The 25,950-nt window shown below is 57.9% G+C and carries 20 protein-coding genes and 2 pseudogenes; 14 read left to right on the plus strand and 8 right to left on the minus strand.

Annotated elements, in window-relative coordinates:
• Nucleotides 1-325 precede the first annotated feature (325 nt).
• The 3 genes from O9K64_RS04145 (at nucleotide 326) to O9K64_RS04155 (ending at nucleotide 2,079) form a co-directional block, all read left to right on the plus strand.
• Nucleotides 326-1,471, plus strand: coding sequence for a Fic family protein (locus O9K64_RS04145; RefSeq protein ID WP_275096826.1), 1,146 nt, complete (start codon nucleotides 326-328; stop codon nucleotides 1,469-1,471).
• 154 nt (nucleotides 1,472-1,625) lie between these two features.
• Nucleotides 1,626-1,823 carry a hypothetical protein gene (locus O9K64_RS04150; protein ID WP_275096827.1) on the plus strand — a complete coding sequence of 66 codons (198 nt, stop codon included), beginning with the start codon at nucleotides 1,626-1,628 and terminating at the stop codon, nucleotides 1,821-1,823.
• Nucleotides 1,810-2,079 carry a hypothetical protein gene (locus tag O9K64_RS04155; protein WP_275096828.1) on the plus strand — a complete coding sequence of 90 codons (270 nt, stop codon included), beginning with the start codon at nucleotides 1,810-1,812 and terminating at the stop codon, nucleotides 2,077-2,079. Before O9K64_RS04150 ends, O9K64_RS04155 begins: the two co-directional genes overlap by 14 nt.
• Nucleotides 2,080-2,156: 77 nt before the next feature.
• On the opposite strand, the gene O9K64_RS04160 is transcribed toward O9K64_RS04155, so the two are convergent.
• The 8 genes from O9K64_RS04160 to O9K64_RS23615 form a co-directional block, all read right to left on the minus strand.
• Nucleotides 2,157-4,514, minus strand: coding sequence for a putative bifunctional diguanylate cyclase/phosphodiesterase (locus O9K64_RS04160; RefSeq protein WP_275096829.1), 2,358 nt, complete (start codon nucleotides 4,512-4,514; stop codon nucleotides 2,157-2,159).
• A complete protein-coding gene (locus O9K64_RS04165) occupies nucleotides 4,507-4,920 on the minus strand; it encodes a phosphate ABC transporter substrate-binding protein (RefSeq protein WP_275096830.1) in 414 nt (137 codons plus the stop codon). Before O9K64_RS04165 ends, O9K64_RS04160 begins: the two co-directional genes overlap by 8 nt.
• Nucleotides 4,921-4,941: 21 nt before the next feature.
• The gene (locus O9K64_RS04170; RefSeq protein ID WP_275096831.1) at nucleotides 4,942-6,180 is read right to left on the minus strand and encodes a porin; all 1,239 of its coding nucleotides are present in this window, start codon (nucleotides 6,178-6,180) and stop codon (nucleotides 4,942-4,944) included.
• A 299-nt stretch (nucleotides 6,181-6,479) separates the two neighbouring features.
• Entirely contained in the window at nucleotides 6,480-7,946 is a 1,467-nt protein-coding gene (locus tag O9K64_RS04175; protein WP_275096832.1) for a PQQ-dependent sugar dehydrogenase, read from the minus strand.
• Nucleotides 7,947-8,019: 73 nt separating this feature from the next.
• On the minus strand, nucleotides 8,020-9,273 hold the full coding sequence (locus O9K64_RS04180; protein WP_275096833.1) for a phospholipase D-like domain-containing protein: 1,254 nt from the start codon (nucleotides 9,271-9,273) through the stop codon (nucleotides 8,020-8,022).
• Between the two features lie 17 nt (nucleotides 9,274-9,290).
• The gene (locus O9K64_RS23610) at nucleotides 9,291-9,608 is read right to left on the minus strand and encodes a hypothetical protein (protein ID WP_335342228.1); all 318 of its coding nucleotides are present in this window, start codon (nucleotides 9,606-9,608) and stop codon (nucleotides 9,291-9,293) included.
• A 900-nt stretch (nucleotides 9,609-10,508) separates the two neighbouring features.
• Nucleotides 10,509-11,132: an alternative oxidase gene (locus tag O9K64_RS04190; RefSeq protein WP_275096834.1), complete on the minus strand. Its 624-nt coding sequence runs from the start codon at nucleotides 11,130-11,132 to the stop codon at nucleotides 10,509-10,511.
• Nucleotides 11,133-11,240: 108 nt separating this feature from the next.
• Nucleotides 11,241-12,089: a PRC-barrel domain-containing protein gene (locus O9K64_RS23615; RefSeq protein WP_275096835.1), complete on the minus strand. Its 849-nt coding sequence runs from the start codon at nucleotides 12,087-12,089 to the stop codon at nucleotides 11,241-11,243.
• 37 nt (nucleotides 12,090-12,126) lie between these two features.
• Between O9K64_RS23615 and tnpA the strand changes: the two are divergent.
• The 11 genes and pseudogenes from tnpA to O9K64_RS04245 form a co-directional block, all read left to right on the plus strand.
• A pseudogene (gene tnpA / locus O9K64_RS04200) lies at nucleotides 12,127-12,362 on the plus strand (IS200/IS605 family transposase); the annotation flags it as partial.
• A 55-nt stretch (nucleotides 12,363-12,417) separates the two neighbouring features.
• A complete protein-coding gene (locus O9K64_RS04205; RefSeq protein ID WP_275096836.1) occupies nucleotides 12,418-13,014 on the plus strand; it encodes a LemA family protein in 597 nt (198 codons plus the stop codon).
• Between the two features lie 159 nt (nucleotides 13,015-13,173).
• Nucleotides 13,174-15,108, plus strand: coding sequence for a M48 family metallopeptidase (locus tag O9K64_RS04210; RefSeq protein WP_275096837.1), 1,935 nt, complete (start codon nucleotides 13,174-13,176; stop codon nucleotides 15,106-15,108).
• Nucleotides 15,109-15,508: 400 nt separating this feature from the next.
• Nucleotides 15,509-17,461, plus strand: a pseudogene (locus O9K64_RS04215) (cation-translocating P-type ATPase); the annotation flags it as partial.
• Nucleotides 17,462-17,675: 214 nt separating this feature from the next.
• Complete coding sequence (locus O9K64_RS23620) at nucleotides 17,676-18,170, plus strand: cation-translocating P-type ATPase C-terminal domain-containing protein (RefSeq protein WP_335342229.1); 495 nt, start codon at nucleotides 17,676-17,678, stop codon at nucleotides 18,168-18,170.
• A gap of 837 nt (nucleotides 18,171-19,007) precedes the next feature.
• Complete coding sequence (locus O9K64_RS04220; RefSeq protein WP_335342235.1) at nucleotides 19,008-19,796, plus strand: adenylyl-sulfate reductase; 789 nt, start codon at nucleotides 19,008-19,010, stop codon at nucleotides 19,794-19,796.
• Nucleotides 19,797-19,823: 27 nt separating this feature from the next.
• Nucleotides 19,824-20,306: an adenylyl-sulfate reductase subunit beta gene (gene aprB / locus O9K64_RS04225; RefSeq protein ID WP_275096839.1), complete on the plus strand. Its 483-nt coding sequence runs from the start codon at nucleotides 19,824-19,826 to the stop codon at nucleotides 20,304-20,306.
• On the plus strand, nucleotides 20,306-22,177 hold the full coding sequence (gene aprA / locus O9K64_RS04230) for an adenylyl-sulfate reductase subunit alpha (protein WP_275096840.1): 1,872 nt from the start codon (nucleotides 20,306-20,308) through the stop codon (nucleotides 22,175-22,177). Before aprB ends, aprA begins: the two co-directional genes overlap by 1 nt.
• A gap of 117 nt (nucleotides 22,178-22,294) precedes the next feature.
• Entirely contained in the window at nucleotides 22,295-22,678 is a 384-nt protein-coding gene (locus tag O9K64_RS04235) for a hypothetical protein (protein ID WP_275096949.1), read from the plus strand.
• Nucleotides 22,679-22,704: 26 nt separating this feature from the next.
• Nucleotides 22,705-23,226 (plus strand): FKBP-type peptidyl-prolyl cis-trans isomerase, encoded by a 522-nt coding sequence (locus tag O9K64_RS04240; RefSeq protein ID WP_275096841.1) that lies wholly within the window; start codon nucleotides 22,705-22,707, stop codon nucleotides 23,224-23,226.
• 1,064 nt (nucleotides 23,227-24,290) lie between these two features.
• Entirely contained in the window at nucleotides 24,291-25,898 is a 1,608-nt protein-coding gene (locus tag O9K64_RS04245) for a BCCT family transporter (protein WP_275096842.1), read from the plus strand.
• Nucleotides 25,899-25,950 lie beyond the last annotated feature (52 nt).

Consider the following 25,950-nt stretch of genomic DNA (forward strand, 5'->3'; position numbering starts at 1 on the left):
GTAATACGTTGAATTATAATAATAAAATCAAGTCATATCGATAATATAATCTGCATCATCAATGGTATTTTTCATAGTATTTTCCGCGTGTTGAAATTAGAACACAGCGATACCATGAGAGGCGAATTGGTGCTTTCACGGTATTAATGGCGTTCAGATTTCTCTTCTCGAACGGGTGTGGCGTGATTATGGCCCATAATCACGCCAATAATAAGCTATAATATGGCGTGAAAAAGTGCTAGAATCGCGCCATGACAAAGTGGCAGGATCAACAGTTTGCACGGCCAAAGGCCGCCCGTCAGGGTGCGGCACATGGATGTGCCGCATGAAATGGATATGGCAACAGCCCGACTGGCCAAGTTTTCGCTTTGACAATCACGCGCTCGATGATCGGGAACTTGAATTTCGCATAAACTCAGAGCGTCTAGCCGGCCGCTTTGAGGCATTGCCAATGGCGTCCCAAGAGGATGCCACGATCGATTTGATGCTTTCAGAAGCCATCACAACCAGCGCCATTGAGGGCGAGGATCTGGATAGAGAATCGGTCAGGTCATCTCTACTCTCTTTAATTACATCGGATACGCTACCGGATAACTCGGACCAGAAAGCGGCGGGGGCCGCGATGCTGCTGGTGGACGTTCGTAAGAACTGGCAAACATCGCTGACGCATGAACTGCTGGGCAAGTGGCAATCCATGGCTGTCCCGGAACAGCGCTACACGCCTATTCTGCGAGGTGCATACCGCAACGATCCTTCGCCAATGCAAATAGTGAGCGGGCCTTACGGTCGGGAAAAGGTTCACTATGAAGCCCCGCCAGCAACTCAAGTGCCTGACGAAATGACAAGATTCATCGGTTGGTACAACAAGATTAGCCCTTCGAAAGGTGATAAGAAGATACCAGGGATTGCCCGAGCAGGTATTGCACACCTCTGGTTCGAAGTGGTTCATCCTTTCGATGATGGGAATGGGCGAGTCGGTAGGGCGATTGCTGACCATGCGCTTTCGCAGTCTCTCGGCTATCCGACCACGGCTTGTCTTGCCACGGCGATAGAGGGAGACAAAAAATCTTATTATCTGCAACTGGAGAAAGCGAGCCGTGGAAGCCTGGATGTTAATGACTGGATTGATTACTTTGCCAATAAGGTCATCAAGGCACAGGAAATAGCCAGGGAAGAAGTGGATTTTGTACTGACCAAGACACGTTTCTACGAAACCTATGGTGACCAGCTGAATGACCGGCAGGCCAGGATGGTATTGCGAGTGTTCGCTGAAGGTCGAAAGGGCTTTGAAGGCGGAATAACAACCAAGAAATATGAAGCTATCACGAAGTGCCCCAATCGAACAGCGAGTCGTGATCTTTCGGATCTGGTTGCCAAGGGGATCATCAAGCCGCTACCGGGTGGTGGCAGAACCACGCGCTATGAGTTAACGACCGTTAAACCGGCTGTGCAAGGTCTAATGAAGCAATGAATTTCTTCTGTAATCGGGATTTTTGATGATAATCAGCAACAATTTTTGAACATGGTATTTTTCATGGTATTACCACCAATCACAGAAGATAAGCTATTGATTATAAATTGTAAAAATGGCTTATTTACAATCGAGTGGGAGTGGCTGGCACTGAATGGCAACAACAGGCAACAAAACCATGAAACCCGACGTCATTGCTGGTTTTTTCGTTTCTGCAGGGTTCATTCTGCTTTTTGATCTGACACTGACAGGCAGTCACAGGCAGCGGCAAGCAGTATTTTTGTATGGTATTTTTCCGGGTATTGTCTTTGCCCGGATTGGTGCTGTGCAAAAATACCATGTCAGAAATTAAAGATGGTCATGGTATCCAGTGGAGCTTGCCGGGCTTTCGCTATGTGGCGTTGTGCCGCCGCGGCCGACATATCAGCCTGAGTGTGCTGCAATGGCGGCTGCGAAGAGATATTCAACCGGAGCTGATCTCGATACTGGTGATTGCAGGCTACGCCCCTGAGCAGGAGATTGATTTGCCCGGTTTTCGCAAGCGGTTGCAGGACCGATTGAAGGGAAGGCGTTGCGGCCTGTCATCCGGCATCCACTGCCGCGGATGAGTTGATCCGGTTTCGCTATAACCTCGAACCTGCCCCCTTGGTTTTATGTCGGATGAGATAGGCAACGAGTAGTAAAGTCAGGGGTGAGGTGCGGGTTGTGCAGACTCCTGTAACTGTTCGCGTACCACGTCGGCGAACTCCTGCGCCGGCATCGGCTTGTTGATGTAGAAGCCCTGGTACTGGTCACACGCGTGAAGGCGCAGATAATCGACCTGCTCCTTCGACTCGACCCCTTCGGCGACCACCGTGATACCCAGGCTCTTGCCCAGCTCGATGATGGCCTGGGTCAGGCTCTTCCCTTCGCTGCCCGAAACGACATCGTGGATGAACGAGCCATCGATCTTGAGGGTGTCGAGCGGAAACCCCTTCAGTTTCGCCAGGGAGGAGTAACCGGTGCCGAAGTTGTCGATCGCGATGCGCACGCCCATCTGTTTCAGCTCCTGCAGGATGCGGATCGTCACCTCCATGTCGTGCATGATCATCATCTCGGTGATCTCCAACTCGAGCAGTTCGGGAGCCATACCGGTCTCCCGCAGCGCGTTCTGGATATCCAGCACGAGGTTATCGTCGAGAAACTGGCGTGCGGTCAGGTTCACCGCCATGCTCAGCCTGGGGAGCCCCTCCTTTTGCCATGCGACATTCTGCCGCAGCGCGGTGTCGAACACCCAGCGCCCGATCGGGACGATGAGCCCGTTTTCTTCGGCCAGCGGTATGAATAGCATGGGGGCAATCAGCCCGAGATCAGGATGCTGCCAGCGCAGCAGCGCCTCGATGCCGGTGACGCGGCCGCTGCGCACGTCGTGTTTCGACTGGTAGAAGAGACGAAACTCGTCGCTCTGCAGCGCCTTGCGCATGCCCGACTCCAGAGCGAGGCGCTCCAGCGAGTCGCTGTTGAGCTTCTCGAAGTAAAACTGGAAATTGTTTCTTCCTCTCTCCTTCGCGTAATACATCGCGGTATCGGCGTTCTTCATCAGTGTCTGCTCGTCTTCGCCATCGTGCGGATAGAGGGCGATGCCGATACTCACGGAGATGCGAAACTCCTGCCCGGCAAGCGTGAAGGGGCTGCCGACCGCCGCCAGGATCTTGTCGGCGACCGGCTGCACCTGGGAGTCCTCACTTATCTCCGGCAGCAGGATCACGAACTCATCGCCTCCCAGCCGTGCGACGACGTCGCTTTCCCGCACCGACTCCCGCAGGCGCCTGCCCAGCTCCTGCAACAGCTCATCGCCGGCCTCGTGGCCGAGCGAGTCGTTGATCGCCTTGAAATGGTCGAGGTCGAGAAACAGCAGCGCAAGCTGTTTGTCATAGCGCCGTGCGTACTGCATCCCATGGATGAGGAGCCGGCTGAACAGGGCGCGGTTGGGCAGCTCAGTAAGGTTGTCGTGGTAGGCGAGATATTCAACGCGTCGCGCATAGGCAACCCGCTCCTTCATGGCGCGCGTGCGCGCCTTCTGCAGTTGCCAGCTCAGCCTGCCGAGCAGCCCCACCACAGTGGCCAGTAGCAGGCTGCCCAGGGCGGTGCGCCACATGTAGGTGCGCGCGATCCGCTCGGCAGGGACGAGCTGTTCCGCTTCGGAGAGGGCGACGACGATCGCCAGCGGAAACTCGTACAGCTCCCGGGCGACGGTGTAGCGCCGGGTGTTGTCCCAGGGGTTGGGCGTCACCGCGGTAGGCGCATCGTCAGCGGATCCCCTGGTTACCAGCGCGTTGTAGTCGACCGAAGTGCCGGCGGTGATCGCCTCGCCGGTGCGCCGCACCCGGAACACACCGTCGGTACCGACAAGACCGAGTACTCCGTGTTCGCCCAGCACCGCCTCCTCATAAACGCTGACGAAATAGCCTGCGTGTACCGAAACCGCCACCACTCCGGCGAAGCGCTGCCCGGCATCCGCGATGCGTCGACTGAAGGTCAGCCGCCACTCGTTCGCGCTCTGTTCGTGCCGGGGTGCGCCGATCACCATGCCGTCCTCCTCGCGTGAGCGTTGAAAGAAGTCCAGCGCCGTGACGTTCTCCCCGGTGGCGGAGTGTGTGCCGGCGATGACGTTGCCATTGGCATCGGTGATGTTGACCGTGAAGAGGAGTTCGGGGGGCAGCAACCCTTTCGTGCGCAGCTCATCCAGGATCGCCTGCGCCTCCCGGGTGTCCAGGCTGTAACGTACCAGCTTCAGCGTGTTGTCGATCTCGCGCAGGGCGCGCACCACCTGCGCCTCGTAGGTGTCGGCCAGGTCCATCGCGAGTGCCGCGGCGGTGCGCTCGGCCGCAAGGTGATCCCTGGCGACGAGATTGAAGGAGACGGCCCAGATCACTGCAAGCAGCAGCAGGACGATGCCGCTGAACAGAATGGGGGGCTCCAATAGCCGATGCAGCCGGCTGTGGCCGGCGTGGCCCTCGTCTGGCGTCAGCTTTTCTTCTCCCTGCCCGGCCAGCTCATTCAATTGGCACCACCCGTAGTCGTTTGTCCACCAGCTCAGGGGTGAGGTAACCGATAGCGTGGTGGTTGCCGGCCACGAACTCCGCCACGGCCTTGTCGTCGGTAACGGTGCGCGGCGGCCGACCCCGGCCGCTGAAGATCAGTTTTGACCAGTGCGCCTTGATCAGCGCCGGCGTACGCCCCAGGTAGCGGCTGTAAAACTCGTGGTGCGTGGGTGAATTTTCCCGCTGGTCGACAGGCACCACGCTCTCGCCGTTCGGAAAGTTGTGCATCCTGCCCAGGTAGATATCCGCGAGCTCCGCGTGTGAGAGGCTCTGGACCGGATTCTCGGACGAGACCACGACCACTACCTCGGCGCTGGCGGTGCCGAGCATGAGCCCCAGCAGAAGCCCCCATCCGATCGCTGTCATTCCTCTTGGCACTCGATCACCTCAGAACACGAAGTCGAGTGTGACGCTGAACAGGTCGACCCGCCCCCCCGGCTCAAAGCCGGGCTGGGTGTTGCTCAACACGCCGGGCGAACCGTTGTCCAGATCGAGCCGGTCGTACTGCACCTTCAGCGCCGCATTCCGCGCAAAATCCCAGCGCGCACCCAGCGTCACGCTCTTCTGCTGGGCAACAGATCCCAGGAGCCCGTTCAGCGCGGCGTTGAGGCCGCCGGCCCGGGCGGCGAGCGACGGCGGCAGCCCTCCCAGCGACAGCCCCGGATCCGAGGTGCTGCTGTCTACCCTGACTCGCGCCAGCGTTACAAAGGGGGTGATGGCACCGAACCGGTAGCCGCCGGTGACGTACCAGCCGCGGGAATCGCCAATAAAAGTCTGGCTGTTCGAGTGGGCCAACTCACCCATCACGAACCAGTCCCCCGGGTCGTAACGCGTGCCGACCGCCACGACCTCGTAGCGCTTGTCGTCGACATCGTAGCGGTCGGCGATGGCCTCGCCCTCGGGGCCGAACTGCCTGTAGCCCTCGAACAGGGCGTTGATATTTTTAGCGTCAATCGACAGACGGGTGCGACCGTAGCTGGCAAACAGGGTGGCGTTGCCCCACTCCAGGGTATCGGTCAAGGTCACGACATCCCGGACCTCGGCCGTGCCGCCATCCGGCAGCGAGGCGTCCTTGCGGCCATATGCGCCCTGCAGGGTATTGGTGAAACCATCGAAGTGCGAGCGAAAGCTGAGGTCGATGCCGTCGAAGTTGGTGACGGGGACGAGGCTATAAACCTCATCGGGAGGACGGACCCACGGGGTGGCATACCCCACCTTGCGGTACTCGGAAACCATGAGTGACGACTGCACCATACGCCCAACACGTACGCTCAAGTCCGGGGTGATGTCGTACTTGAGGTTGGCCCACTCCACGGACGGGGTGTAGTTTTCGTCGTAACGCTGCTCGGCGATAAGCTGCAGGATACCGGTGAGCCGGGGGGTGAGGCTGGCAGTAAGCTGCAGGCCGAGCCGGCTGTCGACCTCGGGACTCCAGGTGCGGGTGTAGCCCGCCCCGTCGGGGGCGAACGTGTTCGAGACGAAGTCCGCCTGCTCCTCGTCGGAATAGACCACGCCCAGCGTGCCGAAGCCGTTGAGCGTGAACCTCGACTTAACCGTTTCGTCGGCCTCTGCGACGGTCAGATGCAACAGCATTGTGCCCGCCAGAGCCTTGGCCAGCTTTCCCATAATCCCTTCTTCCGTTTGGTGCGCCCCTATAGAGTAGCATAACTGCATGGAATGTCCGGTAAACGGCGATCCCATGGGTGTCGGTATCACAGTGGCTCCGCTCTCCAGGCCATCTGTAAGGTTCACCCGGACAGGACGACGTAGTAAAAAGCCATGATCAGGGTCTACCATCCAACTTATGCGGAGTCATTTTTTCCGACAAGTCTCCCGCAAAAAAGCACCCCGTACATCGTCGCTACCCTGAATCAAGGCTGATTCCTTGATGTTGATGGCAGTGTCGACCGCACGGAGCAGGAGGCTTACCGAGGCTCGGCGGTGGAGGTCGTGGTCGGCGCACCGGCAGGCAGGTCGCGCACTGCTGTTACGCGCCATACAGAGTTGCCAACGTCATCGGCTACCAGCAGACCCCCACGCCCATCCAGTGACACCCCCACAGGCCGCCCGCGGGCGTTTCCGTCCGCGTCCACGAAGCCGGACAGCACGACCTGTATCGGACCCGCCGGGCGACCGTCGGTGAACGGTACAAAGACGACGCGATAGCCATTCAGTGGCCGTCGATTCCAGGAACCATGCTGGCCGACGAACGCGCCCTCACCTTGGCCGGCCACGCCGCTCTTGTTGAAGGCCAGACCCAACGGCGCCACATGCGCGCCGAGGGCAAAATCTGGCGAAACCGCGCGAGCCACAAGCTCTGGCCGTTGCGGGCTCACGCGCTTATCGACGTGCTGGCCGTAGTAGCTGTAGGGCCAGCCGTAGAAGGCGTCCCGGCGGACCGAGGTCAGGTAATCAGGCACCAGGTCGCTGCCGAGTTCGTCGCGTTCGTTGACAACCGCCCACAGCGCACCCGTGTGCGGCTCCCAGTCCATGCCGACCGGATTGCGCAGGCCCGAAGCGAATACCCGCGTGGTGCCGGTCGCAGCATCGACCTCGAGTATCGCCGCGCGCATGTATTCGGCATGCATGCCGTTCTCGGCAACGTTACTGTTGGCTCCAACGCCCACGTACAGGTGGGCGCCATCGACGCTGGCGACCAGGCTTCTGGTCCAGTGATGGTTCATCTCGTCGCCCTTGCCGGGTAGCTCGGCAACCTTGGCAGGGGCCACGGTGATGGTTGTCTCACCGCGCTGATAGGGCACTTTCAACAATGTGTTGGCGTTGGCCACGTATAACGTGTCCCCGACCAGCACCATACCGAACGGCGAATCCAGGTCCTGGAGAAACACACTGCGGAATTCGGCCTTGCCGTCACCATCAGTGTCACGCAGCAGGGTGATGCGGTTGGCGCTCGGCACCCCGGCCCCGGCGCGCTTCATGACCAGTTTCATCAGCATGCCCTTAACGCCGCCGATTCCGCTTTTCCCCGGTGGTGCGTTGGTCTCGGCGACCAGTACGTCGCCATTTGGCAGGACGTACAGCCATCGCGGGTGCTCGAGGTCCTCGGCAAAGGCCGTCACCTTCATGTCCTCGGCCGGGGTCGGAGTGGCGCCGTCTGGCCACCCGACGGCAGGCGCGATCTGGACGGTGGGAATAAGGGAGCGGTTGGGCTGCGGCAGTTCCGGATCGGCGCCGGTTCCGGCTTGCGCTGACAACCGTGCATACTGTCCGCAGGCTGACAGAAGGACAAGCAGGGACAGCAATGCCAATGTGAATGCCGTCTTCCTCCAGGCGACGATTCCTGTGTTGGATTGCTGCGGTCCGTCTTCGCTGAGCAAATCGTTTTGGGAATCGGTCATTACCAGTGCGGTGATTCTGTTGTCGATGTTCATGTTGGATCCATGGGGTAAGGGGGTAGGGACTCGTGCCGTGTGCCGGGTGGGCAGCAACTGCGAAACTCTTTGATCAAAGCTGCGATTTGATCGGTAGCAGAATCTTTTCGGAGAGCTTTTCGCGCAGCGGACGACTCTCCCAACGGGCAAGGGAATACGACTCAGCCGCCAGCAGATCGGCCTCGAATACCGCCGTCATCCGAGTGGCGAAATCGCTGCTGTAGACATTCAGACTCGCTTCGTCATTGAGCCGAATCGAGCGCATGTCGAAGTTTGTTGAACCCACCGAAACAAACTCGGCATCGATGACCAGCAGCTTGGTATGCAACATGGTCGGTTGATAGAGGTGGATCTCGGCACCTGCGTGCAGCAACTCGCCCCAATCCGCCTTGGATGTCAGCGAGTCGGTGTGTGGGCCAGGCAACAGGATGCGAACGCGAACGTCGCGTCCGCGGGCAGCGATCAACGCCTTGATCAACAGCCTGTCCGGCACAAAGTAGGACGCCGCCAGGTCGATAGTCGTCTCGGCCGCCGCGATGGCAAGCAGATACATCAGATGCATGCTCTCGCTCCCGCCGGATGGCGAGGCAACAAACACGTGTGCGTCCATATCGCCCTCCTTCTGCAGGCGCGGGAAGTAGCTCGGGCCGTTCAGCACCTGGCCAGTGGTCTTGATCCAATTGTCGTTGAAGGCCGCTTGGAACTCGGCCACCACGGGCCCTTCGACCCGGTAGTGGGTGTCTCGCCAGTGCTCGGGATCGCTACCGTCGCCAGTCCACTGATCCGCGATGCCTACCCCTCCGGTGAACCCGATGCGACCATCGACCACCAGCAGCTTGCGATGGGTGCGGTTGTTCATGCGGCCCAAGTTGTACCAGCGAAGCGGCCGATATCGATGCAACTTCACCCCGGCGGCCTGCATGGAGTCCAGTAATGACTGCTCCATCCTGGTGCTGCCCACCCAGTCGATGATGACGCTAACCGGCACGCCCGCGCGGGCACGTTCAGAAAGCGCTTGCGAGAACTCTTCACCAATTTCACCTGACCAGTAAATGAAGGTTTCGAACGTGATCGACGTCTGCGCCGAGCGAATGGCCTGCAGCATCGCGGGGAATATCTCGTTGCCGTTTTGCAGCGCAGTAACTTGATTGCCGCGCACTATGGCGGGGCCCAGCAAGACGGACATCTCGCGCCGAAACTCCGGATCGGAGACAGCGTAGCGATGCTCGACCTTGCGCTCCATCACCTTCTCGGCTGACTTGAAGTTCTGCAACAACACCAGCGTCAGGCCGGTGGCCAGCACGGTGACTCCGATGACCCAGAGCATGGATCTCCGGCCCCCAATCATCGACATCCCTGCCGGGCAAAGGAGAACAGCGCTGTCAATGGATGCGGGCGGCGTTCGATCTGCGCGCGCAGCAATCCAGCGCCGGGCATGCTGTACGTGATGCCGTTTCCACCGTAGGCCAGCGCGAACAACACGCGCGGCCCGTACTGCGGATGGTGACTGATCAGCGCGCCGGTGCTGCCGGCGCCCACCACCACGTCGCAACTCAGGTTGGCACCAAGCTGCGGGAAGGCATACATCAGGCCATTCTTGATCGCCCAATACGGATAGCCGCTTTTCAAATCCACTGACGACCCCCAGATATTAATCCACATTTATTTCCGGTGTGTGCCAAGTAGAGTAACAACCGGAACAATTGGGGCGACCTCGCGATCAGGCTTCCCCGCGATCAGCGTGTCAGATGACTTCCGTGGAGCGGAAGTAACAAGGCGGTTGTTTTGCCACCAGCCTGAGGGATGGAGACAGTCGTGTTGGTGCGTTTCCTCACTGAGCGAAAAGAGGAGCCTGGGGCACTTGCCATCGACAAACCGCGACGTCCCTCGCCGTACAGTTAGGTTCCGTGCAGCGAACTCTCGCCAGCGGCGTGTTCTGTAAGCAATCACGCACCCAACAAGCGTGAGGCAAGCGTGAGGCGCTCGCCTGATTCAGCGCAGTCCCAGAAAACCCAGTATTACCAGGACAATCACGACCGCACCCACAATCCAGATAATTTGGTTCACGGTTCGTTTCCTTTTGATGCTAATGACAATCCTTTGTACCATTGCATGAACCCCGCTTCTGTACGTTAGCGAACAAAGACCCGATAATTCTGCCGGCTTCGAACTCGACAGGCCGTTTGAGCTGTCCGTCAACATCCGCCATCTCCTGGTCGCGCGAGGCCAAGCGACCGTCGTGTAGCAAGCGGCGCGCGGAGGAAGAGTCACCACCGCGCTTCCTGCGGTGTTGCATAGCCTGCGGCGGGTAACTGCGCCCATCTCGATAAGCACTTGAATTCCGCTTCACGAGCTAGTTTATACAGTTGAACCCCCACAGCTCGCTAGTGCATATAAGACTAGGCGCAAGCTGGTCGTATCGATGGCTGGTGCAACTAGCAGTGCAAGAAAATTTGAAGGTTGAAGGTTCCGGGGGGTGATTGACGAAGCCTTGCCATAATATGACCGGGGGAATCGGGGTGGTCAGGGAGGGTTTTTCAGTGAAAAGACGGTTTATACCATTTACTGTTCGCTAAGATGGTCGGCGAAGCCGTGGTTGACATCGCGGTGTCCGGCCTCATCGGCGCGCACGGCAACGATTACGTCCGATAGCCTGGCATCCGGCGGCAGGTGCCAATAATCGATCGCCCGCCTCGGGGCCGGCACGTTTTCATGGTTCCCTGCCTCCACTTCCGCGAGGAATTCCGTATAGCTGACCACCGCTTCCTCTTCAAAATAACCCACCACCCGATGCGCCGTGCGCGGTGAGATCAGGTACAGTAGAAAGAAGAGATTATAGAAAACTCCCTGCGCCAGGATAATCAGCCAGCGCTCGAAGCGGGTCGGTTTTGCGATCTCGATAAAGGTCAACAGGTGCATTCGCTCGTTCTCCGCTTCATCCATTAGCGTACGAATCCATCCATGGTCGTCGGATATGTGCCGCAATGCCTTAAGGTGCTGCAGCGTAGCCCCTACCATGCCGGGAACCGCGGCTACTGTTTCCAAGACAACCGCGCGGTGTGCATAGTGCTTGGCGAATAAGGTATCCGCGAAAAAGCGGAGCAGTCTCGTCAAGCCATGTGCAAACCGGTCGGAGGGGCCCTGTGGTGTATGGCTTCGATCGAGATTTATGGAATGGCTCATCATGTAAAAAAGGGTTCAGCTCCTGTACTCGCTTACCCTAAACCATGGGTATACCAATACAAGACCTGACCCCTCCCTTTGTCCTTTTAATTACGTGCCAGGTACAGGGTGTTACTTCACCGATTCCGGCGCCACGGGAGCCAAGGTCGGATCCTGGGATTTATCCTCCGTTTCGAATGCCGAGAACTCGGACATTGCTCCGTCGATTGGTTTGTCGCCTTCCAGCTCTACATACTGTTCCGATTGATACTCCTGGCGGGCTTCGAGCTGCTCCTGGTTGATAGTCATCTGCAACTTGTCATCCACTGTAGTGAGCTCATCGAGAGAGACCAGGATATCGCGCGCCCCGACCCCCATTATGCCGCCTGTGGAGACAACTGCATGGGCGCTGCGGCGATCCTTTGCCAACACTACGCTCTTGATCGTGCCGATCTCTTTGCCTGCCGCGTCCACGATCTCCACACCGTCAAGACTTTCTGCGGATCGCGAATAAATCGGGTTGTCTTTTACCGGGTTTTTGGCTGCCGTGTCCTTGGACTTGTCACCCATATTCTGCTGCTTATCCATCGAACCCCCGGTTGTGGATTGGCTGTGCATTGGCATATCCGATCCGGTTTTGCCAGCCGTGTTCGTGGACTTGTCACCCATATTCTGCTGCTTCTCCATCGAATCCCCGGTTGTGGATTGGTTGTGCATTGGCATATCCGATCCAGTCTTGCCTGGTGCTTCAGAAGACCCTCCATACTGGACTCCCTCGGCAGCGAATGTGGGTGCTGAAATCACTGCGGCGATTGCACCAGCCAGTATTGCTTTTCGAAATTTAGTATTCATCTCGTTGTCCTTATGCAAATCAGATTTGAAGGTTGTCTTTATCCTGATCCGGCGGATCAGCATCAGACCATCTGCTACTGCGAGGGAGTAGTGTCTCAGCAATTCTTTCTTCTGTATGTACGCTGCCACACTAAACACCGGACAAGCTTGGCATGAATGATGAGCCATACCGGATCATGTGAATATGATGATTTCGATCCCTCCAAGGTATGCAGTATCTCAGGTGGTGGGTTTCATCAAGGGAAAAGTACGATTCACATCGCCCGGACCCATACAGGCCGGAAACGGAGTTACATAGGCCAGCATTTCCAGGCGAGAGGATATTCCGCATCGACGGTTGGTCGAGAGGAAAAAGTGATCCGGGCGTATATAAGACATCAGGAATCTGAGGATCTAAACTAGCACCTGTATCTATATGCAGCTATGATGCGTTGAAAAACCGCGCTGGAGAGTAATAATGGATATTTCGACAATTGTGATCCTGGTGGTGCTGGGGATCATCGTGGTGTACATCATCGCGATCTTCAACCGCCTGGTGGCGCTGAAAAATCGCTTTAAAAACGCCTTCGCCCAGATCGAGGTGCAACTCAAGCGTCGTTACGATCTGATCCCCAACCTGGTGGAAACCGCCAAAGGCTATCTGAAGCACGAACGCGAAACCCTCGATGCGGTGGTACAGGCACGCAACGCGGCGCAGCAGGGGCTGGATCAGGCCCATGACGATCCCGGCAACGGCCAGGCGATCGATAACCTGAGCCGGGCCGAAGGCAACCTTGCCGGGGCGCTGGGGCGCTTTAACCTGGTAGTCGAGGCCAATCCCGATCTCAAGGCCAACCAGAACATGATGCAGCTCACCGAGGAGCTGACCAGCACCGAGAACAAGGTCGCCTTCGCGCGTCAGGCCTTCAACGATGCGGTGATGGCCTACAACACCTACAAGCAGTCCTTCCCGCAGCATGTTTTCGCCGGCATGTTCGGCCACGCTGAGGATGCTCACCTGCTGGAGTTCGAAGACAGCGCCGAGATACAGGCTGCGCCCAGTGTCTCGTTTTGATCCGGCGGTTGCGCTAAACAGGAGTTTCGAATGCCAGTTCACAGAGATTGCTTTGTCATGATGTTGCTCGCAATGACATCACTATTTTCAGTTATTGCGAGCGAAGCGAAGCAATCTTTTGAGCAATATGGTCGTGCATTCGGGACGTTTAGATAGGCTATGGACTTTTTTGAAGCGCAGGATCGGGCCCGACGCCAGACCGGCTGGCTGATCGTGCTGTTTATGCTGGCGGTGGCGGGGCTGATCCTACTGGTCAATCTACTGGTCCTGGGTGTCCTCGCCTATAACCAGAGCGGGGTGGTGACCTTCTCGCCCGCACTGCTGGCCGGGCAGTTTCAGTGGGATGTGTTTCTCGGCGTGGCTGCGGTGATTATCACGCTGGTGTTTCTCGGCAGTGCCTACAAAACCCTGTCGCTCTCCGGCGGCGGGCACAAGGTGGCCGAGATGCTCGGTGGACGCGCGCTCAGTCCAGACAGCCGGGATCCCGACGAACGCCGTGTGCTGAACGTGGTGGAGGAGATAGCCATCGCCGCCGGCATGTCAGTACCCCGGGTCTACCTGCTGGAGGAAGAGGGCATCAACGCGTTCGCCGCCGGCTCCAGTCCCAACAACGCGGTAATCGGCATCACCCGTGGCGCCATGGAAGCCCTGACCCGCGACGAGTTGCAAGGGGTCATCGCCCACGAGTTCAGTCACATCCTTAACGGTGACATGCGCATGAACATTCGCCTGATCGGCGTGCTGCACGGTATTTTGTTACTGGCGTTGATCGGCTATTTCCTGTTGCGCTCGTCGTACTTCGCGCGCCTCTCCCGCAACCGGCAATCCGGCGGGATGATGGTGGCGATCATCGGCCTGGGTATCGGTCTGCTGGTGATCGGTTACGTGGGCCACTTCTTCGGCCAATGGATCAAGGCCATGGTCAGTCGCCAGCGCGAATACCTGGCCGATGCTTCGGCGGTGCAGTTTACCCGCAACAATCAAGGGATCGCCGGGGCGCTGAAAAAAATCGGCGGCGCCACGCACGGCTCGCTGCTGGAAACCCCGTCCGCCCCCGAGTACAGCCACGCCTACCTGGCGCAGGGGGTCAAAGGCTTCATGCAGTCGCTGTTTTCCACCCATCCGCCATTGCCGGATCGGATCAAGCGCCTCGATCCCGCCTGGGATGGCGAGTTTGTCGTACCGGTCAAGCAGTCAGACCCCGAGCCTATCCCAGAAACAGCACCGAAACCCTCACTGGATATCGTCGGTGCGGTGATTGCCGCCGGCGTCCTCAGCGCCGGCAAGATGGTGGATCAGGTTGGTAGTTTTGACGAACAGCAGGTCGAGGCGGCTCAGGCGATCATCGCCGCCATTCCACCCGAACTGCGCGAAGCTGCCGCCGAACCCTTCGGCGCCCGCGCGGTGATCTACGTGTTGTTACTCGATCCCCGACCCCAAGTCGAACGGGAACAACGACGTCTTCTGGAACAACAGGCTGATCCGCAAGTGGTCCAGGTGTGTCAGGCCCTGGCGGAACTGCGCCGGGATCTGCCCGAAGCGGTTCGCCTGCCGTTGATCGAGCTGACCCTGCCGGCGCTGGAAGGGCTATCCGAAGAGCAGTACCAGCGTTTCCGGAGTGTAGTGCAGGCCTTGATTGCCGCGGACAACCGTGTCGATCTCAAGGAGTGGATCCTGCAGCGGCTGGTGATCCGGCAACTAGATCAACACTTCGGCCTGCGCAAGCCCGCCAGAGCGAGACACGGCAAGTTGATACAGGTGAAAGCCCAGCTGCAGGTGATCCTCTCACTGGTGGCGCATACCGAATACCACGAGGCACAACAGGCGGCACAGGCCTTCGCTGCCGGCGCGGCCGAAGCCGGTTTGACAGATATCGCCTTGCTGCCACGGGATGCACTCGATCTCAATACGCTTAACAACGCGCTCGACACCCTCGAACAACTCAAACCCCTGGCCAAACCTCGCCTGCTCAAAGCCTGCGCGGTCTGCATCCTGCATGATGGCAACACCACCGTCCCCGCCCAGGAACTGCTACGCACCATCGCCAGTTGCCTCGACAGTCCAATGCCCCTTCTTACAGTTACCAGGTCGTAGGCTCCAGCTCCTGGAGTGGGTAGGTCATACTCTGCGGCTTGCATGACCTTATGGTCCCGGGTGAATTTTAAAATGTCGTTTTGTATTAAGTTTTGTGCTGTTCAGCAATTAGCACTTCATCCCTCGACCCTGCTGACAGGAAAACTGATCCAGGATAAAGAATGTTTTGGTCCTATTGGCGTTCATATCCATGCCAACTGTCGGTTGCCTGATCATGACAATATCACCCCTTGTTCAATCGAATCAAACGCACCGATTGTAAGGCTATGGCGAGCGAGGCGGGATCCGCCTGCTCTCGACAGGGTGCGACCCTTGCCGATCAGCCTGGCGGAACCATTTCGGCATGCTACTGTTTTTAACAAGCCGCCTTTGTCACCGTAGCAGCGTCATAAGGACATCAATGAACCGCAACACTTCTCCATGGCACACGCTGAGCGGCGACAAAGCGCTGGAGTACCTAGGTACCCATCCAGCCGACGGTCTGTCGCATGACGAGGCCCGCGCGCGGTTGGAGCGAATCGGCGAGAACAAGCTGGCGGAACAATCGCCACGGTCGTTGTGGCTGAAGTTTCTGGACCAGTTTAAAAGCTTTTTGATCATCGTGCTGCTGTTCGCGGCGGTGCTGGCCTATGCCGTGGGCGATCTCACGGACGCCATTGTCATCCTCTCGGTGGTGCTGTTGAATGCCCTGCTGGGCTTCTACCAGGAGCACCGCGCCGAGCGCACGCTCGAAGCCCTGAAAGGCATGTTGGCGCCCAAGGCCAAGATGCGCCGCGAAGGCCAGTTGCATGAAATCGAAGCGCACAAGCTGGTGCCCGGCGACGTGGTGGTATTGGAGGCGGCCGACCGCGTGCCGGCGGACGGCCGCGTGCTGGATATCCACGCCAGCGAAGTGGACGAGGCCACGCTGACGGGTGAGTCCCAGCCGGTCAGCAAGGGGGTTGCACCCCTTGAACGCCATGACCTGCCCCTGGGCGACCGCTTCAACATGCTCTATATGAATACGGTGATCACCCGCGGCCGGGCGGAAATGCTGGTCACCGAGACCGGCATGCAGACAGAAATGGGCAAGCTGGCCGGCATGATCGCCCAGACCCACGAAGGTCCCAGCCCGCTGCAGCGCCAGCTCGACTTGCTGGGCAAACGCCTGGCCGCCATAGCCGGCGTGGTCGTGGTGCTGATACTGGCGCTGGATTTTCTGCGCGGCGTGCCCTGGGTCGAGGCAGCAATGACTGCGGTCGCGTTGGCGGTGGCCGCCATTCCTGAGGGGCTGCCTGCCGTTGTTACCGTGACGCTCGCCATCGGCATGCGGCGCATGGCACAGAGCCGCGCCATCCTGAAAAAGCTTTCGGCAGTGGAAACCCTGGGTTCGACCACCGTAATCTGCTCGGACAAGACCGGCACGCTCACCATCAACCAGATGACTGCCCGCGCCGGCTGGTTCATCGGCGGCCAGTTCAGCGTCAGCGGCGAAGGCTACGCAACGCAGGGAGAGATTGACAGTGCCGGCGCTGCCGACTTCCAGGCGCTGGCCCGCCCCATGGCCCTGTGCAGCGAAGCGATGGTGCGCGAGGGCAAGCTGGTGGGCGACCCCACCGAAGGTGCGCTGCTGGTGCTGGCGCAAAAGGCCGGCATCGATCCCGAGGTCGATCGGCGCGCCTCGCCGCGACTGGCGGAGATTCCCTTCGATTCGGCCCACAAATTCATGGCCACTTTTCATCAGGGTGATGGCGATGCTGTTCAAATGATGATCAATGGCGCGCCTGATGTGCTCCTGGGGCGCTGCTCGCACTGGCTGAGCGAGAAGGGTCCCGCGCCGCTCGACGACGATATGCGCGCCGTACTGCACGCGGAAAACGTCCGCCTCGCCGAGCAGGCCATGCGGGTTATCGCGGTGGCCACGCGCTCGATTCCCGGCAGCGACTTCGATGCCGAGCAAGACCCGTGGCACTGGACCGAGGACTGGACGCTGGTAGGACTGGTTGGCCTGATGGACCCGCCACGCTCGGAAGCCAGGAAGGCGATTGAGCTTTGCTATCAGGCCGGGGTGCAGGTGAAGATGATCACCGGCGATCACAAAGTCACGGCCGTGGCGATCGCCCGTGAACTTGGCTTAAAGGGCGACGCCGTTGCCGGCGAAGACCTCGATGCCATGAGCGACGAAGAGCTGACGCGACGCATCGACGATATTGTCGTGTTCGCCCGCGTTGCGCCGCAGCACAAGGTGAAGATTGTGCAGGCGCTCAAGGCCAAGGGGCATATCGTAGCGATGACTGGAGACGGCGTGAACGATGCCCCGGCACTGAAAGCCGCAGATATAGGTGTGGCGATGGGCATCACCGGCACCGAAGTAACCCAACAAGCGGCGACCCTGGTGCTGACCGATGACAACTTCGCCACCATCGTGCGCTGTGAAGGAGGGCCGCACCATCTACGACAACATCGTCAAGTTCGTTCGTTTCCAGCTCTCCACCAACGTTGGCGCGATCTTCACGGTGCTCACCGCCACCCTTCTCGCGCTGCCCACCCCCTTCACACCGATCCAGCTGCTGTGGATCAACATCATCATGGACGGCCCGCCGGCGATGACCCTCGGTATCGAACCGCCGCGCCCCGGCTTGATGCAAGATCCGCCCCGGCGTCCCGATTCCCAAATTCTTACCTGGTCCCGCCTCGCCCGGCTGATCCTGTACGGCGCCACCATGATGGTCGGCACGCTGGGTGTGTTCTGGTTCGCTCTGCAGACCACGAGCGAGGCCTACGCCCTCACCCTGGCCTTCACCACCTTCGTGCTGTTCCAGGTCTTCAACGTGTTCAACGCCCGTGCCGAATTTCGCAGCACGTTCAACCGCAACTTCCTGAAAAACGGTAAACTCTGGCTGGCGCTCCTGGGCGTGATGCTGTTGCAGATCATGGCGGTGCACTGGGCGCCGGCACAGGCGATTTTCAATACCGTCGACTTGCGAGCGGCCGATTGGGGGCTGGCGACGCTGATCGCCTCTTCTGTACTGTTTCTGGATGAAGCGCGCAAGCTCGCCCTGCGCATCGTGAAACCTGCTTAACCACCAGCAAATACAGCTGTGCCAGCACCGTGCAGATGAAAGCGCGCCAAAGCGCTCAAGCTGGCCCAAACAGGCGTCGGCCGATTCGATTGACGTCCTTCCTGTGGCAGATAGGGTATCTTGCCAGCTTGCCTCCCACATACCGCGGCGTCTCCCGACGCCTTTATAGAAACGGTAGGGCTGTGGTTGGCCGCAGCCGTGAATGTCGCCAGGAGGTGGCGCCAAAACGTACATATTTCGTCTTCAGCCGGGGGAGGGCGGGTGAGATGCCGCGGTGATAGCGGGGTGGATGCCTTGTTGCTGCTTGTGAAATACCTGTTGACCAGCGCGGAAAAGGATGTTTATGCTTCCTCTATCCTATAGTCAGCATAGGAGTCTTGTATCTTGCGAAAGGCGTGCTGAGCGGTGACATTGTGTGGCGTAGACATCAAGCCCACGTGGATTACGCCTCCCTTAGCCGTTGTTTTCAGTGGAGTACCAACTTTACCACGTTGAGGTATCCATCATTGATGGTGGCCCTCGGGGCGTTTAAAAGGGAGGGCGTCGAGCCGACATGGAGGATTCCGTTACGGCGGATTACGTCCTGCCACCCGCAGATCGGCCGGCATAGACCGGCGAGATGGGCTCCGCGGTCTTGCTGGTGGCCAGCGCCGCCCTCTGCAGGTCAGTCGCGCTCACACCTTAGTCGAATTTATGGCCCCAAAAACCATAACTTGTGGTAATGGCGTTCAAATCAATTCACACTGCCGTGTGTAGAAACACAAGTCAAGGAGATAGATTCTCATGATCGCGAGCAACCCGTTTGCCGAGCTTTCGGCACTCATTTCGCCTTCCATCATGCAGGGGTACATCATCCTGATGGTCATCCTGGTGGTCGTTGGCACCATCCTTGACATGATGCACAAGAAGAGCGCCCAGTACTTTTTCGAAAATGCGAAAAAGTCAGAGAAAAATGCCAAGCGCATCCTGGGCGGTGGCGAAAAGGCATCGCTTGCGGTGCGGACTGTGGCTAACGAAGTACTGACCTCTTCGGAGTTCAAGAATCCCCGTCGCCGCGCCTCTCACCTGCTCACGATGTGGGGCTTCATCGTCTTTGTCATCAGTACAGCGGTGTTGATTTTCGGCTACGCAACGCAAGCCAATGCAGGTGTCTGGCCGATTCTCTGGCATCTGGGGGCGACGGCTCTCGCCGTTGGCGGTTACTGGTTCTGGTTCGCCATCCGCGTAGACCTCTTCTCTGAAGGTGTCAAGTGGTACAACTTCAACGGACGCGGCGACATCTTCATCATTGGCCTGCTCGCTACGTCGACCTTCGCCTTGCTCTGGTCAGTCACCCTGGGGGCCGGCGCACTGAACAGGCTGTTCCTCGTGCTGTTCATCGCCAGCACCACGGTGCTCTTCGGCAGTGTCTACTGGTCCAAGTTCGCGCACATGTTCTTCAAACCTGCCGCGGCTTATCAGAAAAAGGTCATCATGGCGGATGGTTCTCGCGAAAACCTTCCCGATGATTACGATCTGACGGATCCTGCCGTGCAGAAAAGGTATCCCGATATCCCCGAATACATGGGGACAAACCCGCCCAATATGGGGCTCGGTATCAGCCGCGAACCGCCTCGTCACTACTAATAAATCTTCAAAAGTAAGGAGCCTTCAATGCCAACTTTTGTATATATGACTCGTTGTGACGGTTGTGGTCATTGTGTCGATATCTGCCCTTCGGACATCATGCATATCGACAAGGTCACCCGTCGTGCCTACAACATCGAACCCAACATGTGCTGGGAGTGCTACTCCTGCGTCAAGGCCTGCCCGCATCAGGCGATCGACGTTCGGGGCTATGCGGATTTCGCCCCCCTGGGCCACTCGGTACGCGTGAAGCGCGACGAAGAGAAAGGCGTCATCGCCTGGCGCATCAAGTTCCGTAACGGCCAGAAAGAGATGGAACTGCTGGCACCTATCACCACCAAGCCCTGGGGCACCTGCATCCCTCAGCTGCGTGACGTGTCGGCTCCTACCAAGGAGCAGCGCGACAGCGAGCTGCTGTTCAATGAACCCAAGTATCTGCGACTCGATGATGGTGATATACACACCCTCAAGTCCAATGGTCTGAAATTGAAAGCAGGGGTGTACTACTGATGGCTTACGAAACAATCGTCGAAGACAACATTGATATCCTGGTCTGCGGTGCGGGTCTCGGCGGTACCGGTGCTGCATGGGAAGCCAGGTACTGGGGGCAGGACAAGAAGATCGTGATCGCCGAGAAGGCGAATATCGACCGTTCCGGTGCTGTGGCACAGGGCCTGTACGCCATCAACTGCTACATGGGTACCCGTTTTGGTGAGAACAACCCGGAAGATCACGTGCGTTATGCGCGTATCGATCTGATGGGCATGGTGCGTGAAGATCTGGCGTTTGATATGGCGCGCCACGTCGACTCCGCCGTACACCAGTTCGAAGAGTGGGGCCTGCCGCTGATGCGCGATCCCAATACCGGCGCTTACCAGCGTGAAGGCCGTTGGCAGATCATGATCCATGGCGAGTCCTACAAGCCGATCGTCGCAGAGGCCGCGAAGAAGTCGGCTGACAAGGTATTCAACCGTATTTGCGTAACCCATCTGCTGATGGATGAATCCAAGGAGAACCGCGTGGCCGGCGCGGTCGGCTTCAACGTGCGTACCGGTAACTACCACGTATTCAAGTCGAAGACTGTGGTGGTTGCCGCCGGCGGCGCCTCCAACATATTCAAGCCACGTTCGGTGGGTGAAGGTGCTGGTCGCGTCTGGTATGCGCCGTGGTCATCGGGCTCAGCCTACGGGTTGCTGATTGGCGCCGGCGCCAAGATGACGCAGATGGAGAACCGCATCGTACTGGCTCGATTCAAAGACGGTTACGGCCCGGTAGGTGCATACTTTCTGCACCTAAAGACCTACACCCAGAACTGTCTGGGGGAAGAGTATGAATCCAAGTGGTGGCCGCAGCTTCAGGAGATGGTCGGTAAGGAGTATCTCGATCCGGAAGTTTCCCATGCAACCCATCGCCCGATACCGACCTGCCTGCGCAACCATGCGCTGATCAGTGAGGTCAATGCCGGTCGCGGTCCGATTCACATGGTGACCATGGAAGCCTTCCAGGACCCGCATCTTGAAGAGATCGGCTGGCACAACTTCCTGGGTATGACAGTCGGTCAGGCGGTACTTTGGGCGGCTACCGATGTGGACCCGAAAAACGAGAACCCTGAACTCACTACTTCCGAGCCCTACGTAATGGGTTCACATGCGACCGGTTGCGGCGCCTGGTGCTCGGGTCCCGAGGATGTGTCTCCCGATGAATACTTCTGGGGCTACAATCGAATGACCACGGTGGAAGGTCTGTTCGGTGCCGGTGATGCCGTCGGGGGCACCCCGCACGCATTCTCCTCGGGCTCTTTCACCGAGGGCCGTCTGGCCGCCAAGGCTGCCTGCAAGTATATCGATGACGGCAAGGCTGAAGGTATCGTGGTATCCCAGAAACAGATCGAGGATCGCGGAACAGATATCTACAAGCCGATGGAGCACTACCGTGTATACCGCAATGAGATAACCGCGGGTTCGGTCAACCCCAACTATATCAACCCGCGTCAGGGACTCGATCGTCTGCAGAAGCTGATGGATGAATACGCCGGTGGCGCATCGGTTAACTACATGACCAATGACAAGTTGCTGCACATTGGCCTCAAGAAACTAAAGATCATGGAAGAAGACCTTGAAAAGCTGGCTGCAGAGGATATACACGAACTGCTGCGTGCGTGGGAGCTGAAGCATCGCCATCTCACTTCCGAGGCAGTCATGCACCACACCCTGTTCCGCAAGGAAACCCGTTGGCCCGGCTACTACTACCGTGGTGACGCGATGAAGCTGGATGACGAGAACTGGCATGTATTGACCGTTTCCCGGCGCGATCCAAAAACAGGTGAGTACACCATGGAGAAGGCGCCCTGTTATCACCTGGTCGATGATGAGAGCGAGTAGTCTACAGGCGTGTCAGACGAGGGATCTCTGCAAAACCTGACGATCCCTAGGGCTTCTGGCCACTTTTTTGCTTTTATGACGAACACGCGATATTGACCCGGTAGGCAGATGAGTATGATGACCGAAGCACCCGAAAAGTCACAAGACGTCAAAAACATCCTGGACCATACGGATGAGGAGCTTCAGGAGTTCGCCCATCCCATGTGGGAAGACCTGATCACCTATTCCAACAAGGGGCAGTACGGAAAATTCATCAAAAAGTTCTCCTATAACCTGCTGTTCGGGCTCAACGAGGTGGAGGTGGGCAAGCAGTTCGCCAAGAGCGAGCTGACGCGGAGTCTGGATCCGAATTACGACTTCCTGGGTTTCATTCGCCGCGGGGAGCATGTCACATGCCTGTACCGTGTCAGGAGTACCAAGAAAGAGGGCGAGTGGCTGGGTCGCATGGTACTCGGCTACGAGGACGGCGAAGTCAAAATCTTCGGAGCTTCTATCTTTTAGGACATCTGTCCCCTAACGAGACGAGCATGGTTGAGACTAGCAAAGAGATCATCGTAGACGGGAAATACGTCGAACTTAAATACAAGGTTATCGACGTCAACACTGACAGTGTTCTAACCGAAATAGAGTATCCTCTGGGCTACGTGCAGGGGATCAATGAGGTGCTGGCCCCAGCTGTCATGCGGGAGCTGGAGGGTAAGGCAGCGGGCGACACCATCGAAGTGCCGATCGACTGCAGCCAGCTCTATGGACCCAGGGACGAATCCCTGGTCATTACCGAAAACATCAATAACGTACCGGATGAATACTGCGAAGTCGGTACGGCCATCCTGATGGAGAACGACAAGGGGCAGACCAAAAGTTTCCTGGTGACGCGCATCGTCGGCGACTACATCACCATCGATGGCAACAACCCGCTTTGCGGTCGAGAAGTGGTATTCAGGCTTGAGATACTGCTGGTTCGCGACGCCACTGACGAAGAGATCCAGTTCGGTGGCAAGATTGAATCAGGGCCTGATCTGCCCGAGGGCACCCAGATCCCGATCTGATGACCGTTACGGCAGTCGGTAGCGTATAGGAGGGACGTGAGTAGCTGCTGGATGGGGTGGTCGCGCGCCCGTAGCGGCGGGACCCGCGGATCCTGGGGTCAGGGGCGCTTTGGGGTTGTGTATTCCTGCTCTTTCTGGAACGATTCCCAGATTGTGTCGTAGCCCACGAAACCCTTTTCATTTGCCTCTTTCTGACGGGTGATCAGAAATCGCGACTTGCCCTCGGGAACCTTGGGCCTGGTCTTGGGTGCATTACTCACATCCTACCTCCACTAAGCAGTAAAACGGGTGGCTTGAACATAATCCGATGCCAGTCACTGTCTACCGACATTACCGAATCTCAAGCGATTCGCTTGCGTAAAGACTTCCGACGGGACGGATATGCTCTTGGGCACCATTCTATCCCAGCGTGCATCATCTGCCAATGTATATGGCCTTCTCCGAGATGGGTTCCCCTACGCATGAACAGACCTGATACTGTACGAGTTGTTGGTAGGCACATTCCGGTATCAAGATCAGATTTGCTGTTTCGGTTAAAGAGTCTGGCTTGCGCGGTGGTGAACATGAAGATTGTTCATAATCAAGTTCACCGTGCACATGGCTAACCGTGCCCCGGTTTCATTTTGAATAACCTCCTGTACTGCTTGCCGTGTCCTTAGAGCGTAGCGGACTTCAATTGATAAATTCTCTTGTGCATGATCAATCGCTGAATCTCTTTTCCTGATCCTTACCGACTTAATAAAATAGTCATTGTTAATACATACTCTTCCTTGAGGTTGCCAACTTGTTGGCACGTCCGAAAACAAGAGGCTTGTCTCATTTCATGTAAAACTGGTCGGTTTCAGGCCTTTTCAGTGCCCTTTATTGTTTTACACTTGTCAGCGCTATAATTAGATTTGCGAAACATTTCATTGATTATTCAATGTCTTATAACCTTACGAGAGGCCCTGTAGCATCGAACCGTAGCATACAATGGACATCCAATACAGAGACCTGTCCAGGCTTCTGTATAACCTTGGGCTTCCACATCCGGTATCGGCGCGCAGCGCCAGAGGGGGAGTTTTATGAACTCAGAGCACGACAAATACAGTATCGAGAACACCGATTATTCGGTGGGACAGGATAATATCCAGAAGTGGGGCTTCGACATACATAACCCGGTTTTCGGTATCAGTGCCGGGCTTATTCTGCTGTTTCTGATCGCCACGCTGGTTGCCGATCCGGCGGCCGCCAAAAAACTGCTGGACGGCCTGAAATGGGACATTATCGGTTCCTTCGATGTTCTCTTTATGTGGTCCGCCAATATCTTTGTTATCTTCTGTCTGCTGCTGGTGGTCTCACCTTACGGCAAGATCCGGCTCGGCGGCCAGGACGCCAAGCCGGAACACTCCACCCTCTCCTGGCTGGCGATGCTGTTTGCCGCCGGCATGGGCATCGGTCTCATGTTCTGGAGTGTGGCAGAGCCGGTTGCCTACCTGACGGGATGGTACGAAACGCCACTTGGCGTAGAGGCCAATACGCCGGAGGCCGCACGTATGGCGATGGGCGCCACCATGTACCACTGGGGACTGCATCCCTGGGCGATCTACGCTGTGGTCGCACTCTCCCTGGCGTTCTTTACCTATAACAAGGGCCTCCCCCTCTCTATCCGGTCAATTTTTTACCCAATACTGGGTGATAGGACTTGGGGCTGGGCCGGACATATCATCGACATCCTGGCGGTACTCGCCACCCTGTTCGGACTCGCCACTTCACTTGGCCTGGGTGCGCAACAGGCGGCGGCTGGTATCAATCACGTGTTCGGCATTGAGAGCGGTATCGGGCTGCAGATCCTGGTCATCATCGTTGTCACGGCATTGGCGGTGATCTCGGTGGTGCGCGGCCTGGAAGGCGGCGTCAAGCTGCTCAGTAACATCAACATGGTGATCGCCTTCGCCCTGCTGATTGTCGTGGCTCTGCTCGGCTTCGCCATCGCCCTGGGTAACCTGCCCACCACAATCGGCGCCTATCTGGAGAACATCATCCCCTTGAGCAATCCTCACGGGCGCGAAGACGAAGCCTGGTTCCAGGGTTGGACCGTGTTCTACTGGGCCTGGTGGATCTCCTGGTCACCGTTTGTAGGTATGTTCATCGCCCGCGTCTCCTCGGGCCGTACCGTTCGCGAATTTATCGTCGCTGTACTGTTGGTGCCGACCGCGGTGACCACGCTCTGGATGTCCATCTATGGCGGCATCGCCATTGATCAGGTGGTGAACAAGGTCGGTGCCCTGGGTGAAAAGGGCCTGACCGAGGTTCCCCTGGCCATGTTCCAGATGTTTGAACAGTTGCCGATGAGCACCCTGCTGTCGGTGGTAGCGATCGTACTGGTGCTGGTGTTCTTCATCACCTCCTCCGACTCCGGCTCTCTGGTCATCGACAGCATCACCGCCGGCGGCAAGATCGACGCCCCGGTACCACAACGTATCTTCTGGGCCACTACCGAGGGAGCCATCGCCGCGGCCCTGTTGTGGATCGGCGGAACGGAGGCGATTCAGGCCCTGCAGGCCGGCGCCATATCCACCGGTCTGCCGTTCACCATCGTACTGCTGTTGATGTGTGTCAGTCTGCTCATGGGCTTCAGTACGGAACCCCGCAGCAGAAGTAGCCAGGCGGCGGCGGTCGATTCACGTTAATCCAAGCCTGCCTTCCTGCATGAAAAAATCCGGCCATGTGCCGGATTTTTTC

Source organism: Sedimenticola hydrogenitrophicus (genome assembly GCF_029017505.1).
Lineage (GTDB): Bacteria > Pseudomonadota > Gammaproteobacteria > Chromatiales > Chromatiaceae > Sedimenticola > Sedimenticola hydrogenitrophicus_A.

Bases quoted from the DNA above. Each gene is read 5' to 3' on its own strand.
- O9K64_RS04170 (WP_275096831.1), bottom strand. From the start codon at position 6,180: ATGGGAAAGCTGGCCAAGGCTCTGGCGGGCACAATGCTGTTGCATCTG.
- O9K64_RS04220 (WP_335342235.1), top strand. From the start codon at position 19,008: ATGCAGGGGTACATCATCCTGATGGTCATCCTGGTGGTCGTTGGCACC.
- O9K64_RS04190 (WP_275096834.1), bottom strand. From the start codon at position 11,132: ATGATGAGCCATTCCATAAATCTCGATCGAAGCCATACACCACAGGGC.
- aprA (WP_275096840.1), top strand. From the start codon at position 20,306: ATGGCTTACGAAACAATCGTCGAAGACAACATTGATATCCTGGTCTGC.
- O9K64_RS04235 (WP_275096949.1), top strand. From the start codon at position 22,295: ATGACCGAAGCACCCGAAAAGTCACAAGACGTCAAAAACATCCTGGAC.
- O9K64_RS04165 (WP_275096830.1), bottom strand. From the start codon at position 4,920: ATGACAGCGATCGGATGGGGGCTTCTGCTGGGGCTCATGCTCGGCACC.
- O9K64_RS04155 (WP_275096828.1), top strand. From the start codon at position 1,810: ATGTCAGAAATTAAAGATGGTCATGGTATCCAGTGGAGCTTGCCGGGC.
- O9K64_RS04180 (WP_275096833.1), bottom strand. From the start codon at position 9,273: ATGCTCTGGGTCATCGGAGTCACCGTGCTGGCCACCGGCCTGACGCTG.
- O9K64_RS04205 (WP_275096836.1), top strand. From the start codon at position 12,418: ATGGATATTTCGACAATTGTGATCCTGGTGGTGCTGGGGATCATCGTG.
- aprB (WP_275096839.1), top strand. From the start codon at position 19,824: ATGCCAACTTTTGTATATATGACTCGTTGTGACGGTTGTGGTCATTGT.
- O9K64_RS04210 (WP_275096837.1), top strand. From the start codon at position 13,174: ATGGACTTTTTTGAAGCGCAGGATCGGGCCCGACGCCAGACCGGCTGG.
- O9K64_RS04240 (WP_275096841.1), top strand. From the start codon at position 22,705: ATGGTTGAGACTAGCAAAGAGATCATCGTAGACGGGAAATACGTCGAA.
- O9K64_RS04245 (WP_275096842.1), top strand. From the start codon at position 24,291: ATGAACTCAGAGCACGACAAATACAGTATCGAGAACACCGATTATTCG.
- O9K64_RS23610 (WP_335342228.1), bottom strand. From the start codon at position 9,608: ATGTGGATTAATATCTGGGGGTCGTCAGTGGATTTGAAAAGCGGCTAT.
- O9K64_RS04175 (WP_275096832.1), bottom strand. From the start codon at position 7,946: ATGAACATCGACAACAGAATCACCGCACTGGTAATGACCGATTCCCAA.
- O9K64_RS04150 (WP_275096827.1), top strand. From the start codon at position 1,626: ATGGCAACAACAGGCAACAAAACCATGAAACCCGACGTCATTGCTGGT.
- O9K64_RS04145 (WP_275096826.1), top strand. From the start codon at position 326: ATGAAATGGATATGGCAACAGCCCGACTGGCCAAGTTTTCGCTTTGAC.
- O9K64_RS23620 (WP_335342229.1), top strand. From the start codon at position 17,676: ATGGACGGCCCGCCGGCGATGACCCTCGGTATCGAACCGCCGCGCCCC.